Source organism: Hydrogenophaga sp. 2FB, from assembly GCF_005503365.1.
Classification (GTDB): Bacteria; Pseudomonadota; Gammaproteobacteria; order Burkholderiales; family Burkholderiaceae_C; genus Hydrogenophaga.
Genome location: NZ_SCML01000056.1, coordinates 1 through 12,504 on the forward strand (window position 1 = coordinate 1; position 12,504 = coordinate 12,504).

General features: G+C 64.2%; 14 protein-coding genes and 1 pseudogene. 8 read left to right on the plus strand and 7 right to left on the minus strand.

The features are described from left to right. Positions 1–7 precede the first annotated feature (7 nt). The gene (locus FFS09_RS24805) at positions 8–1,258 is read left to right on the plus strand and encodes a CaiB/BaiF CoA transferase family protein (protein ID WP_502703760.1); all 1,251 of its coding nucleotides are present in this window, start codon (positions 8–10) and stop codon (positions 1,256–1,258) included. Positions 1,259–1,665: 407 nt separating this feature from the next. Here the strand turns inward: FFS09_RS24805 and FFS09_RS24810 are convergent, their stop codons facing one another. Both FFS09_RS24810 and FFS09_RS24815 read right to left on the minus strand, forming a co-directional pair. Next, complete coding sequence (locus FFS09_RS24810) at positions 1,666–2,652, minus strand: DNA topoisomerase IB (RefSeq protein ID WP_137921618.1); 987 nt, start codon at positions 2,650–2,652, stop codon at positions 1,666–1,668. A 4-nt stretch (positions 2,653–2,656) separates the two neighbouring features. Further along, entirely contained in the window at positions 2,657–2,887 is a 231-nt protein-coding gene (locus tag FFS09_RS24815; protein ID WP_137921619.1) for a hypothetical protein, read from the minus strand. A gap of 242 nt (positions 2,888–3,129) precedes the next feature. Between FFS09_RS24815 and FFS09_RS24820 the strand changes: the two genes are divergently transcribed. The 6 genes and pseudogenes from FFS09_RS24820 to FFS09_RS24845 all read left to right on the plus strand — a co-directional run. Further along, a complete protein-coding gene (locus FFS09_RS24820; protein WP_137921620.1) occupies positions 3,130–3,627 on the plus strand; it encodes a DUF421 domain-containing protein in 498 nt (165 codons plus the stop codon). Continuing rightward, positions 3,620–4,189: a cysteine hydrolase family protein gene (locus FFS09_RS24825; protein WP_137921621.1), complete on the plus strand. Its 570-nt coding sequence runs from the start codon at positions 3,620–3,622 to the stop codon at positions 4,187–4,189. Before FFS09_RS24820 ends, FFS09_RS24825 begins: the two co-directional genes overlap by 8 nt. Before the next feature lie 349 nt (positions 4,190–4,538). Further along, positions 4,539–4,904, plus strand: coding sequence for a hypothetical protein (locus FFS09_RS24830; RefSeq protein WP_137921622.1), 366 nt, complete (start codon positions 4,539–4,541; stop codon positions 4,902–4,904). Continuing rightward, entirely contained in the window at positions 4,901–5,155 is a 255-nt protein-coding gene (locus FFS09_RS24835; protein ID WP_137921623.1) for a hypothetical protein, read from the plus strand. The genes FFS09_RS24830 and FFS09_RS24835 overlap by 4 nt, the downstream gene beginning before the upstream one ends. A gap of 54 nt (positions 5,156–5,209) precedes the next feature. Further along, on the plus strand, positions 5,210–5,515 hold the full coding sequence (locus tag FFS09_RS24840) for a hypothetical protein (RefSeq protein WP_137921624.1): 306 nt from the start codon (positions 5,210–5,212) through the stop codon (positions 5,513–5,515). A gap of 160 nt (positions 5,516–5,675) precedes the next feature. Further along, positions 5,676–5,825 (plus strand): annotated as a pseudogene (locus FFS09_RS24845) (oxidoreductase dimerization domain-containing protein); the annotation flags it as partial. A gap of 276 nt (positions 5,826–6,101) precedes the next feature. On the opposite strand, the gene FFS09_RS24850 reads toward FFS09_RS24845, so the two are convergent. Next, positions 6,102–6,677, minus strand: coding sequence for a DUF4148 domain-containing protein (locus FFS09_RS24850; RefSeq protein ID WP_137921625.1), 576 nt, complete (start codon positions 6,675–6,677; stop codon positions 6,102–6,104). A gap of 393 nt (positions 6,678–7,070) precedes the next feature. Here FFS09_RS24850 and FFS09_RS24855 point away from each other — a divergent pair, with 393 nt between their 5' ends. Beyond that, positions 7,071–7,628: a TetR/AcrR family transcriptional regulator gene (locus FFS09_RS24855; protein WP_171020170.1), complete on the plus strand. Its 558-nt coding sequence runs from the start codon at positions 7,071–7,073 to the stop codon at positions 7,626–7,628. Between the two features lie 48 nt (positions 7,629–7,676). Here FFS09_RS24855 and FFS09_RS24860 read toward each other — a convergent pair whose 3' ends face one another. From FFS09_RS24860 to FFS09_RS24875, 4 genes are all read right to left on the minus strand, one after another. Then, complete coding sequence (locus FFS09_RS24860; protein ID WP_137921627.1) at positions 7,677–8,432, minus strand: SDR family oxidoreductase; 756 nt, start codon at positions 8,430–8,432, stop codon at positions 7,677–7,679. 11 nt (positions 8,433–8,443) lie between these two features. After that, on the minus strand, positions 8,444–9,877 hold the full coding sequence (locus FFS09_RS24865) for an aldehyde dehydrogenase family protein (protein ID WP_137921628.1): 1,434 nt from the start codon (positions 9,875–9,877) through the stop codon (positions 8,444–8,446). Positions 9,878–9,965: 88 nt separating this feature from the next. Continuing rightward, entirely contained in the window at positions 9,966–11,057 is a 1,092-nt protein-coding gene (locus tag FFS09_RS24870) for an isopenicillin N synthase family dioxygenase (protein WP_252374507.1), read from the minus strand. A 68-nt stretch (positions 11,058–11,125) separates the two neighbouring features. Continuing rightward, a complete protein-coding gene (locus tag FFS09_RS24875) occupies positions 11,126–12,373 on the minus strand; it encodes an ABC transporter substrate-binding protein (protein ID WP_137921629.1) in 1,248 nt (415 codons plus the stop codon). Positions 12,374–12,504 lie beyond the last annotated feature (131 nt).

The following is a 12,504-nucleotide window of genomic DNA, read 5'->3' on the forward strand; positions in this document are numbered from 1 at the left end:
AGAAAACATGAGCATGGCCACTTCTGCTGAACAGTCCCAGGACATCGACTTTCCGCTCGACGGCGTGCGCGTACTCGATCTCTCGCGCGTGTTCGCGGGGCCGATGTGCGGTCAGGTGCTGGCCGATTTCGGCGCCGAGGTCATCAAAGTAGAACACCCGGGCCGCGGCGACGACACGCGCGACTGGGGCATGCGCATCGGAAAGACCGAGACCACGTACTACAACAGCATGAACCGCAACAAGCGCTCCATCACGCTGGACCTCCAGAGCAAGGAAGGGTTGCAGATCGTCTACGACCTGCTGCCGCAGTTTGATGTGGTGCTGCACAACTTCAAGACCGGTGGAGCCGAGAAGTTGGGCGTGGGTTACGAACAGCTCAAGACGTTGAGGCCCGGTCTGGTCTATTGCGCGGTAGCTGGATACGACACCAGCGGTCCCGAGGCGACACGTCCTGGCTACGACCTGGTGATCCAGGGCGAGGCCGGCCTCATGGCGCTTAATGGCGAAGCGGATCAGGCACCCCTGAAATTCGGCGTGGCCGTGGTAGATCTAATGACCGGCATGTACGCGGCGCAGGCCGTGCTGGCGGCCCTGTTCCGCCGAGAACGCACGGGCAAAGGGCGGCTCATTGAGATGGCTCTGTACGACTGCGGCCTCATGGTCACGGGCTACTACGGGCTGGACGCGATGCAGCTGGGCCATGACCCGGCGCGCTACGGCAACGCCCACCCTTCGATCGTTCCCTATGGGCTGTTCGAGGCTGCAGATGGGCCGTTGATCATTGCCGTGGGCAACAACGCGCAGTTCGAAAAGTTCTGCCGTCAAGTGATCGAGCGTCCAGATATTGTCGAAGACCTACGCTTCGCGACCAACGTCGAGCGCGCCCGCAACCGCCTCGAACTGGTGCCATTGCTCACGATGCGGATCCGCGAACTTGAGCGCGACGTGCTACTGGAGCGGATGACGGCAGCGGGAATTCCCTGCGGTAAAGTGGCCGGCTTGCACGAGGCCTTGACCAGCGAACGCACACGCCGTGGTGGCCTGGTACGCGACATGCCGCACCCGGTGGCCGGCACCATGCCGGTGTTTGCACCGCCGTACCGCCTGGACGGACAACGGCTTCCGATTCGCCACGCACCGCCCACGCTGGGCGAAGGCACCCGCGAGGTGCTACAGCGGCTGCTCGCGATGGAAGACGATCAGCTGCAGCAACTCCAACAGCGTGGCGTGCTCACCCTTCCACTCCCCAAGGGCTGACCCGCCCTTTGCGGCGCAGCTTTCAGAGGCAAAGTAAGACGCTTGACCTGTTCCCCAACAGATCTCATTTCTAGGGTTCAAAAGGCGCCATTCGGGCCATCGCCGGCCGGCAATACCTAACAGCCGCTTCGGGACAGTCAGCGTGAGTACGCCCGCCAGCACGCACCGACAGCAGCCGCTGCATCGCGGACGATCACCAGGGTGTGAGCGAAGGTCGTCGACCAGTTTTCGACTTTATTTGTGAGTTTTCGACTTTATTTGGTCAGAACAGTTGTGATCGTATAAATAAAAACTGTCAGGCTTTTCCCCCTAACCTCGATATCTCCAAAAACTGTCAACTGACTTAGTTTCGGCCTTCGAACGAGGTGGCTAGAAAAGAAGGACTGTCAGCGGCGTCAGTCAGGCGCCTAGGCCTTCTTGCGCGCCAGAAGGCGCAACAGCGCACTTTCGGTGGTGCCGGACGAAGGAGTGGCGTGTTCTGGCGTTGGCCCATGCAGCATCGTCTCCAGCACCGCCGGATGAATATAGAACCGACGGCACACCGCCTGCGTGTTGCCGATCTCCCTGGCCACCTCGCGCACCACGTCCACAACCGTCCGACGGGAAGGCACCGCATCGGTCGACGCATCCAGTCCCGCCGTGAGTTCGAGTGCGAGCACGCTCGCGTGCCACGTGCGGAAGTCCTTGGCCGTAAAGTCATGGCCGCTCACACGGCGCAGGTAGTCGTTGACGTGATGGGAGCGCACCTGGTGCCGTCGTCCTTCGTCGTCGAGATACTGGAAGAGTTGCTGCCCAGGCAGGTCCTGGCAACGCTGCACGATGCGGGCCGTGGCCTTGTCGGTCAGCCTGGCCTTTTGCTCCACCCCGCTTTTTCCCTTGAAGCCGATCACCAGTTCGTTCGCGCGCAAGCGTACATGGCGGTCGCGCAGCGTGGTGAGACCGAACGAGCCATTCTGGGCGGCGTACTCGGCGTTGCCCACGCGCAGCGCGGTGCGGTCCAGCAGCCGGACAATCGCCGCGACCACCGTGTCCTGCGTCAGCTCGCGGCGCCGCAGATCGCGTGACACCGCGCGGCGGATGCGCGGCAGGCTGCGGCCGAACGCGCGCATGCGGTCGAACTTGTGCTGTTCCTGTTGGGCCTGCCAGTTGGGGTGATAGCGGTACTGCTTGCGGCCGCGCGCATCGCGGCCCGTGGCCTGCAAATGGCCCCGTGGACTGGGGCAGATCCAGACCTCGGTGTACGCGGGCGGAATCGCCAGCCGCCGTATCCGCTCGACCTGCGCGGCATCGCGTATCGCCAGGCCCTTCGGCGTCACATAGGCGAAACCGCGCCCTCGCCGCACCCGCCTCCATCCGGGTGCATCGTCCTGTACGTAATGCAGTCGCGCCGGCATCGCGTCAGTTTCCGGTTTTCCTGGCGCCGCGCATGTTCAGGATCGCCAGGCCCACCTGCAAGGCAATGAGCGCGTGCGCATCCACATGCCAGCCCCAGACCATCCACAGAACATTGCTGGCCAGAAACAGCCAGAAGCCGGCGTTGCGCCGGCCGGTATGGCGTGAGGCGATCAACCAGGAGGCCAGCAGCGTGACCAGCATGGCGGGCCATTGCAGCGCATCGAGCACATCCATCGTGACCTCTCCGTCCAGGTGATCCTGGTCGCCATGTTGCCGACTGGTGGTGGATCCGACTGTTCGTCATGGCACACACGGGCGGCGATCGCCACACTGAAGGATGTGCCGCAGATGGACACGCCAGAAAAATTTGCCGCAAAAGACATGGCATGGAAGGACACTTGGCGCTCTCGGCATGGGAATGGCAGGCGCGCCGATTGCTCGAACAGCACGTTCAACCATGCAAGGCGAGGTGTCGAATGTTCGCGCTGTCCAGCCCCTGGTGGGAGACCCCCGCCAGGGCGGCCATCATCTATCTGGTGTTGCTGGTGCTGGTGCGCGTCTCCGGCAAGCGCACGGTCGGCCAGTTCACGCCGTTCGATTTGCTGGTCGTCATGCTGTTGAGCGAATCGGTGTCTGCCGGGCTCAGTGGCCAGGAAGATTCCGTCACCGGTGGCTTGCTCGCGGCGGTCACCTTGATCGCGCTCAACGTTGTGGTCGCCGTGATGAGCGCACGCAGCGGGCGGTTGCAGCGGCTGGTCGAAGGTGCGCCGGTGCTCATCGGGCGGGACGGCCGGATGTATGCGGCCATTATCAAAAGAAACCACGTGCCGATGATGGACGTGGAGCGGGCGCTGCGCGAGGCCGACTGCAAGCTGGAGGACATGAAATACGCCTTTCTGGAGGCCGATGGCGGGATCAGCGTGCTGAAGGTGTCTTCAGACCCGGTCACGCACCGGAGCGGCGACCGTGGATGACATCGATCTGCCGCGAAGCCGGCGCGCGCTGCTGCTGATCGACTTCATCAATCCACTGGATTTTCCGGAGGCGCAAGACCTGGCCGCACCCGCGTTGGCCGCGGCCAAGGCAGCCGCCCGGCTGGCACGCGCGGCACGCGCGGCCGGCATTCCGGTGATTTACGCCAACGACAACTTTGGCCGCTGGCGCTCCGACTTCCAGTCGATGGTGGTCCGGCTGAGCAAGGGCAACAGTGCCAGCGCGTCGATCGCGCGGCTGCTGCGTCCCCAACGCGGTGACCTGACGGTGCTCAAGCCCATGCATTCCGCGTTCTTCGGCACTCCGCTGGACATCATCCTGGACAAGATCGGTGCCCGCTCCCTGATCATGGCGGGCCTGGCCACGGACATCTGCATCCAGTTGAGCGCCGCGGACGCATTTCTCCGGCGCTTGTCGGTGCACGCGCCCGAAGACTGCACGGCCGCCGAGTCGCCAGAGAAAAAAGAAGCGGCGCTGGCCTACATGCGCGACATCCTCAAGAGCGACACCCGGCCCTGGGGACAGGCGCGCTGGTATCGCTAGATGCGCCGCACGACCGCACCCGGCTACCCCGCCTCGATCACACCGCATAGCACGCGCCCGCCGGAATTGCCGCACGGGGTGGGCAAGGCGCATGCCGCATGCCGTGTTGCGGTGTTCCGTGCCGCATCCAGACCACCTTCGCCTGTGCGGCATGGCGCGCAGGAGCGACGGCAGCAGTTGCTGCAAATATTTCTTTCTCTCCTCAACGGACGAAATGGGAACTGCGCGCCCGCAGGGCATGCCACTTGCCCTGGTCACCAGCGCCCCATCACAACAGCAGAGACAAACCCATGACCGACAGCAACCCTCACATGGAAGCCGGCGAAGTGCCGGCACCGGGGGCCACGCGATGACGCGCCACGACAGCCGTGCCTGGCTGCAATGGGTGGGCGTGGGTGGTGCCGTGCACGTCGTGGGCCAGGGCGCCCGCCTCTACCTGCAGCCGCCAACCGAGCCCGGCATGCCCGAGCAGGACCACCAGCTCGGTCTCACCCCGGCCGCGCTGTACCGCGAAAGCCTCGATGCACTCGCCTCGCACGATGCGGGACGCACGTTCGCCACGCGCTCACTCGCGCAGCTCATCCGCGCCCGATCCGCGCGCGCCAGCGTCGGCATGCCCCGCCCCGACCAGACCACGCACGACACCGGCGTTACGGTGATGGGCCACAACCCGCGCACCAACCGCAAAGCCCCCGAGCCGCAGGTGCAGGCATGAAGAAACAAGAGGCGCGATCCCGTTCGCTCGTGACGTGGGTGCTGGTCATCCTGTTGCTGGTGGCGTTCGCCGCGCTGCTGATCTTCCTGTCCCGGCCGGCGTTGGCTGATACACCGAACCCCTTGTTCGTGGCCGACGGCAGTGCGCGCGTGGCCGCACACAGTGGTTCCAGCGAAGGCCGCATTCGATGGAACCGGCACGCCGTCAGCGCGTGTTCAAAACCGTCTCAGGCACACAGCTTGCCAATGTGAAGCGCCAGACCCACCGGGTCGAGGCAACGTTTTCAACCCACCCAGGAGAACCTCATGGCATCGAATACCCCACGCGATCCGTCCCAACAAAACCAGCAGGGCCAACAGGGCCAGAACCAGCAAGACCAACAGGGCCAGAAGGGTCAGAAGGGTCAGAACCAGCAAGGCCAACAAGGCCAGAACCAGCGCCAAGGTCAACAAGGCGATCAGAGCGGCTCCCGTGATCAAAGCGAGCAAAGCAACCCCGGCGGCTCGGACCAGCAAGGCCGCAGCACCGTCAATCCCTCCATCCAGCAAGACGACGCCAACACGGGCGGACGCAACCAACCTGGTGGCAACACCGGCCGCCAGGTTCCTTGAAGACTGCCACTGCGGCCGTGGCGCCTGCCCATCGCTTCTTGACAGCGATGGGCTTGGCGCCATGGCCAACGCCGCCCCACTCTTCGCTCTACAAACCCCACGCATTCAGGAGATTTCAATGGCCACCAGCCGCACCGAAGCAGATGCCTGCACGTTTCTGGTGGTCGGTGCCGACGCGGGCGAGATCGCCCAGGGTTTTGCGGTCGCCCTCAAAGCCGGCGCGACCAAGGCGGTGTTCGACAGCACCATCGGCATCCACCCGACCGCGGCGGAGGAGTTCGTGACCATGCGCGAACCGGTCAACAAGTAATCCGCAATGGGCCCGCGACTGGGCACATGCAGCATGAATTAGTCCAAGATGGACGCAAATAACGACCTGACTTGGTCACCCTCACACGTCGTAGCGGATCGATGCGAATGCCAGTTGCCATAAGCTGAACGATGGCAAAGCCGTGCATTGGCCTGGGTCGCCAAACACATGGCGCTCATGCCCAACGCCAAAAAAGAAGAGGCTGCTGACTTTCGTCAGCAGCCCCCAGGTGGACTGAGCGCGCGTCAGTTTTGACGCGCACCATCCGCTCGGCGGTCAGCCACCGTTGCTGCTGCGCGATTCCACGCGCTCGGCGCGCACGTCGTCACGCGCCGGGCTCTTGGCAAGCACCTGCTGCGAGTAGCTGGTGGCGTACAGCTCGTTGTAGCGCTGGCCGGTCGCGCCGTCGGCGACCAGGTCACCGTTGCGAATGGCTTCGGCCAGCTCGGCCTTCACTTGTGCGCGGGTCTTGCCCACGGCAGGAGCGGCGTCAGCCACAACAGCTTCGGCGGCGTACAGGGCAGGGGTCAGCTGGTTGTAACGCTGGCCCGTTGCGCCGTCGGCGATCAGATCGCCACTGCGGATGGCTTGGGCCAGTTCGGCCTTCACGTCGGCACGGCTCTTGGATGCGACCACGGCTTGAGGCTGAGCGTAGAGCTGGGGCGAGAGTTCGTTGTAGCGCTGGCCGGTCGCGCCGTCGGCGATCAGATCGCCACTGCGGATGGCTTGGGCCAGTTCGGCCTTCACTTCGGCGCGGGTCTTGCCCACGGAAGCGTCAGCGGCCATGGCGTGGCCGGCAACGAGGGAGGAGAGAGCGAGTGCGACAACTGACAGAGACAGGCGGGTATTCATGACAATTTCCTTTTGGAAGGTTGAAACATTCCGGTCGGTCCGTCGTGCGGTCTGGCCGGCTTCGATGCCTCTGCGGAAGGTTTGCGTGCATCGATGGGGTGAACTTTAAAGTTTCTGATTCATAAGATAAATACGAAAAAAATCATCATAACGTTGCTGAAATAGAAATAATTAGGCGATTTTTATCCGGGAACACCCTAGGCAAGGAGGCGATCCGATCCGGTGGCCCAGCCGCGGGGGCGCTCCAGACAGGTCAAATCCGAATCTGGCCGAAAATCACCTCAAAATCCGCCTCGTTGACGGCATTTCCGCCCAGCCTCACTCTTTACATACGAACGGTCGCTCTTTATGCCGACATCCGCACGGACCCGATCACCCCGAGCCGACAACCGATTGCCTGAACTGTTGAATGCGGCGGCGCGCCTGTTCGCGCGCCACGGCTATGCCGCGACCTCCATGCGAGACATTGCTGTTGAAGTCAAGATGTTGCCGGGCTCGCTCTACTACCACTTTCCCTCGAAGGAGGAGTTGCTGATCGCGGTCTATAGCGCTGGTGTGCTGGAGTTGCAGAGCGCGGCCACCGAATCCGTTGCCAAGGAAACGGACCCGTGGGCCCGCCTGGAGGCGCTGTGTCGGGCCCACCTGGAGGCCGTTCTGCGCGACAGCGACTACGCCCAGGTCCTGATCCGCGTCCTGCCCGACGACATTCCACAAGCGGCGGATCGCTTGCGGGAATTGCGCGAAAGCTACGAACAGGTCTTTCGCCAGGCCGTGGCGCAGCTGCCGCTCGCCGCCGGCACCGACAAGCGAGCCCTTCGTTTGATGCTCATTGGCGCGCTCAACTGGGCGGCGCTGTGGTTCAACACCGAGGGCCGCGATTCCCCGCGCGTGCTGGCGCGCAAATTTGTGGGGCTGGTAAGAGACACCCAGGATGGCCGATCATCCACCTAGGGTGACCGGCGCAAGGCCGCGGGCTTGACGGTACGGCGCAGACCGCCGTCAGATCGAGCGCCCGCCGTCCACCGGCATCTCGACGCCGGTCAGGAAGCGCGCTTCATCGCTGGCCAGGAACGTCGCGGTGTTCGCCACGTCGACCGGGTCGCACATCCTTCCCAGGGGAATCGTCGAGACGAAGCGGGCCCGGTTCTCGGCGGTGTCCGCCACACCCATGAACTCCGTGAGAAGGCCTGTGGGCGCCATGACCGGCGAAATGAGGTTGACACGGATGTCGTCCGGCGCGAGCTCGACGGCCATCGACTTGGTCATGACCTTCACCGCGCCCTTCGAGCTGTTGTACCAGGTGAGGCCTGGGCGCGGACGGATGCCGCCGACAGAGCCCACGTTGATGATCACGCCACCCTGCTTCTGCTCCTTCATCAGCGGGACCACCGCACGCGTCATGTGGTAGATCGACTTCACGTTGACCGCGAACACGCGGTCGAACGTGTCTTCGTCCACCTCCAGCATCGACTGGTTGCGGTGCGTGGTGCCGGCGTTGTTGACGACGATGCTGGGCGCGCCGAAGCGTTCCACGCAATGGCGGACCATGGCCTGCACCTGGTCGAAGCGGGTCACGTCGCAAGCGACGGCGCTCGCGTTGTCGCCCAAGGCCGCAGCCACGCTTTTGGCGGCTTCGAGGTTGACGTCGGCCAGGACCACCTTCGCGTTCTCCTGGATGTAGGCCCGCGCGATCGCCGCGCCGAAGCCGCTGCCTGCGCCGGTGACGATCGCGATCTTGTTGCTCAATCTGGACATGGTTGTCTTCCTTATTCGTAGTGCTGAACGATGGTTTTGGTGGTGCTCATCTCTTCCAGGGCGAGCAGCCCTTTCTCGCGGCCATAGCCGCTTTTCTTGACGCCGCCGAACGGCAGCTCGACGCCCCCACCCGCGCCGTAGCAATTGACAAAGACCTGTCCGCTGGCAATGCGCTGCGCCATGCGCGCCTGGCGGCTGCCGTTCTCGGTCCAGACGCCGGCCACGAGGCCGTAGTCCGTGGCGTTGGCCAGTTGCACCGCGTCGTCTTCGTCGGTGAACGGCATGACCGACAGCACCGGGCCGAACACCTCCTGGCACGCCAGGCGGTGGTCGCGCGGCACGGGGCCAAAGAGGACCGGCTTGACGAAGTAGCCTTCGCCGGGAATCCCGGGCGCCAGGCTGCCTTCGGCCAGCTTGGGCACGCCCATGGCGACGGCGTCGGCGATGAAGGCGCTCACCCGTTGGTGGTGCCTGGCGTTGATCATCGGACCGCAGTCGAGGTCCATGGCCGGGGTGCCGACTTTCAGCGCCTCGAAGCTGGCGCTGATCGTCGCGACGAAGCGGTCGTAGATGCCTTTCTGCACGAGCAGGCGGCTGCCGGCGGAGCAGGTCTGGCCGGCGTTCTGCACGATGGCCTTGACGATGATGGGCGCGGCCTTGGCCAGGTCCGCGTCGTCGAACACGATCTGGGGCGACTTGCCGCCGAGCTCGAGTACGCAGGGAACGTGGTGGCGCGCGGTGGACTGCTGCACCTGCACGCCCACCTCGGGCGAGCCGGTGAACGTCGCGAAGTTGATGCCAGGATGCGCCGTCAAGGCCGCGCCGGCCTCGGTGCCGTAGCCAGTCACGATGTTCAGCGCACCCGGTGGCAGCCCCGCGAGCATGGCCAGCTCGGCGAGCTTCAAGGCGCTCAGGCATGCGTCCTCGGAGGGCTTCACCACGGCCGCATTGCCCATGGCCAGCGCGGGCGCGAGCGTGCGGCCCATCATCTGCGCGGGGTAGTTCCACGGAATGATGTGGGCCGTGACGCCATGGGGAATGCGCACAACGCTCACGTTGTAGCCATTCAGGTAGGGAATGGTCTGGCCGAGGATCTTGTCGGCCGCGCCGCCATAGAACTCGAAGTAACGCGCCACCGCCTTGGCGTCCGCGCGCGCCACGGACATGGGCTTGCCGGTGTCGCGGGCCTCCAGCTGCGCCAGTTCCTCGCCATGGTCGAGGATGAGCTGCCCCAGGCGCAGCATGATGCGGCCGCGCTCCGTGGCCGTCATGCGGCCCCAGGGGCCATCCAGCGCACGGCGCGCCGCGGCCACCGCGAGGTCGACATCCGCGGCGCGGCCCCTGGCGATCTTTTCAAACACCTGCCCGCTGCAGGGATCGATGACGTCGATGGTGTCGCCCTCGAGTGCATCGACCCATTCGCCGTCGATCAACAATTTGCTCACGCATTGCTCCTTCAAGTTGGGCCCATGGCATGGCGTCCGTCGCGGGCCTGGCCCGCGCGGGCGTCATGCCTTCGCCGATGACGATCCCTCAAGCCTTCGAGGTCACGCCTTCGGGCTCGACTTCCTTCATGAAGTTGGCGTCGTTGTAGTGGTAGAGGTCGTCCAGGTAGGGCACGAAGAAGTCGTAGAAGGAGCGCGAGTCGTACTTCGCCTTTTCGCCCGGGCCGATGCACGCCGGGATCGGGCCTACGTTGGCGTCGTCGTCCGGGTAGAAGAAGAAGGTCAGCGCGTAGCGCTTCATCGGCGGATTGACGACACGGTGTGGCGTGGCAATGAAGCGGTCGTTGGACAGGCGGTTGAGCACCTGCCCGGTGTTCACGATCAACGCGCCCTTGACGTAGCTGACCTTGAGCCACTCCTTCGAGGGCGTCATCACCTGCAGCCCCGGCACCGGCGTCATCGGCAGCAGCGTCAGGAAGCTGCCGTCGGAGTGCGGCGCGAGCGCGTACTGGCCTTCTTCCATTTTCTCTTCGGGGTGGTAGTAGGCGCAGCGCTGGTAGTACTCCGGCGCCTTGAACATGCTCTCGAAGTAATCGGCGGGAAGGCCCAGCGCACGCGCATAGATCGGCAGCAGCTTGAGCGAGAGCTGCTCCATGGCGGTCTGGTACGCGTACAACGCCTTCTTGAATTCGGGCAGGCTGTCGGGCCATTGGTTCAGCCCGCGGTGCCGCACCTTGGCCAGCACCTTCGGGTCGTCGGCATTGCGGTTGCGCATGAACAGCCAGGCCGCGTTGGTGTCCTTCTTGGTATTGACCGCGATCTTCTCCATGATCGCGGTCGATTTCAGGATGGAGGACTTGGGTGGGAGGTAGCCCTGGTGGTGGACGCCGACCCGGTGCTTGAGCTTTTCCTCCATCGGAATCTCGAACAGCTTCTCGGTCTGACGGAACGCCTCGTCGATCAGGGACTGCGGGATGCCGTGGTTGACGATCGCGAAGAAGCCCAGGTTTTCCTGGATCCACTTCACGTCCGCGGCCAGTTGTTCGAGCGCGCCGGGCGCGCCCGCCAGATAGGGGCCCACGTCGAGCAGCGGCAAATCCTTGCCGTCCGCAATCGACGCCCGAACGCCCGCCGACGCCGTCACTTTGCTGTGGGTTTTCTCGCTCGCTGATGTCATCATGATTCATCTCTCCTGGTGGGTGGTTGCCAAAAAACATGAGCCCTTCGGAGACCCGAAGGGCCTCTCCATCATTTCCAGAGCTTGCACTTGGACTCCGCCTTGGACGCGAAGGCCTGGTCGCCCGGAATCATCTGAACCTGCTTGTAGTAGTCCCAGGGGCCTTTGGAGGTGGCGGCGCTCTTGATCTCCATGAGGCGCAGGTCGTGGACCATGCGCCCGTCCTCGCGGATGACGCCGTTCTGGGTGTACATGTCGTTGATCTTGGCCTTGCGCATCTGCGCCATCACGTTGTCCGCCTGGTCCGAGCCGAGTTGCTTGACCGCGCTCAGGTAGTGAAACGCCGCGGAATAACTGGCCGCCTGCATGCTGGTGGGCTTCTTCTTCATCTTGTCCTGGAAGCGGTCGGCCCATTTGCGCGACTTGTCGTCCGAATCCCAGTACCACGCTTCGGTCAGGTTGATGCCGCTGGTGAGCTTGAGGCCGAGCGAATGCACGTCGGTGATGAACAGCATGAGGCCCGCGATCTTCATGGACTTGGAGATGCCGAACTCGCTGGCGGCCTTGATCGAATTGATCGTGTCGCCGCCGCCGTTGGCCAGCCCCAGCACATCCGCGCCGGAAGATTTCGCCTGCAACAGGAACGACGAAAAGTCGGACGCCGACAGCGGGTGGCGCACGCTGCCGAGCACCTTGCCGCCGTTGGCGTTGACGACCTGCGTGGTCTCCTTTTCCAGGGAGTCGCCGAAGGCGTAGTCCACCGTCATGAAGTACCAGTTCTTGCCACCCTGCTTGGTCATCGCGGTGCCGGTGCCGCGCGCCAGGGCCACCGTGTCGTACAGGTAGTGGACCGTGTACGGCGAGCACTCTTCGTTGGTCAGCTGGGCCGCGACGCCGCCGGTCACCATGACGATCTTTTTCTTCTCCGCAGCCACCTTGGCAATCGCCAGGCTGGTGCCCGAACTGGGGCCGCTGATGATCATGTCCACGCCCTGCGTGTCGAACCATTCGCGCGCCGTGGTCGCCGCGATGTCGGGCTTGGCCGAATGGTTGGCCGTCACGATCTCGATCTTCTTGCCGTTGATCGTGCCGCCCATGTCGGCGATGGCGAACTTCACGGCCTCGACGATGCCGCTGCCACCCATGTCCGAGTAGATGCCGGACATGTCCGCGAGCACGCCGATCTTCACGACATCGTCGTTGACCTGCGCCCCTGCGGGCACGCTGGCCGCGATGGCCATCACCGCGCCCGCGACGGCGGTGCAGACGTGCCGGCGCGGAATGTTTCTGAAGAAGGTGCTGTGGGAAGAATTGCGCATGGTTGTCTCCTGGTTTTTGATTCAAACGATCCTTTTCCATCGACCAGCCGCTTGGCGCGGCGGTCCCGGACCCGAGGCACGGGTATCGATCGCCGGCGCATGGCTGCCCGGGCGCGCAGCGCCCTGTGCCG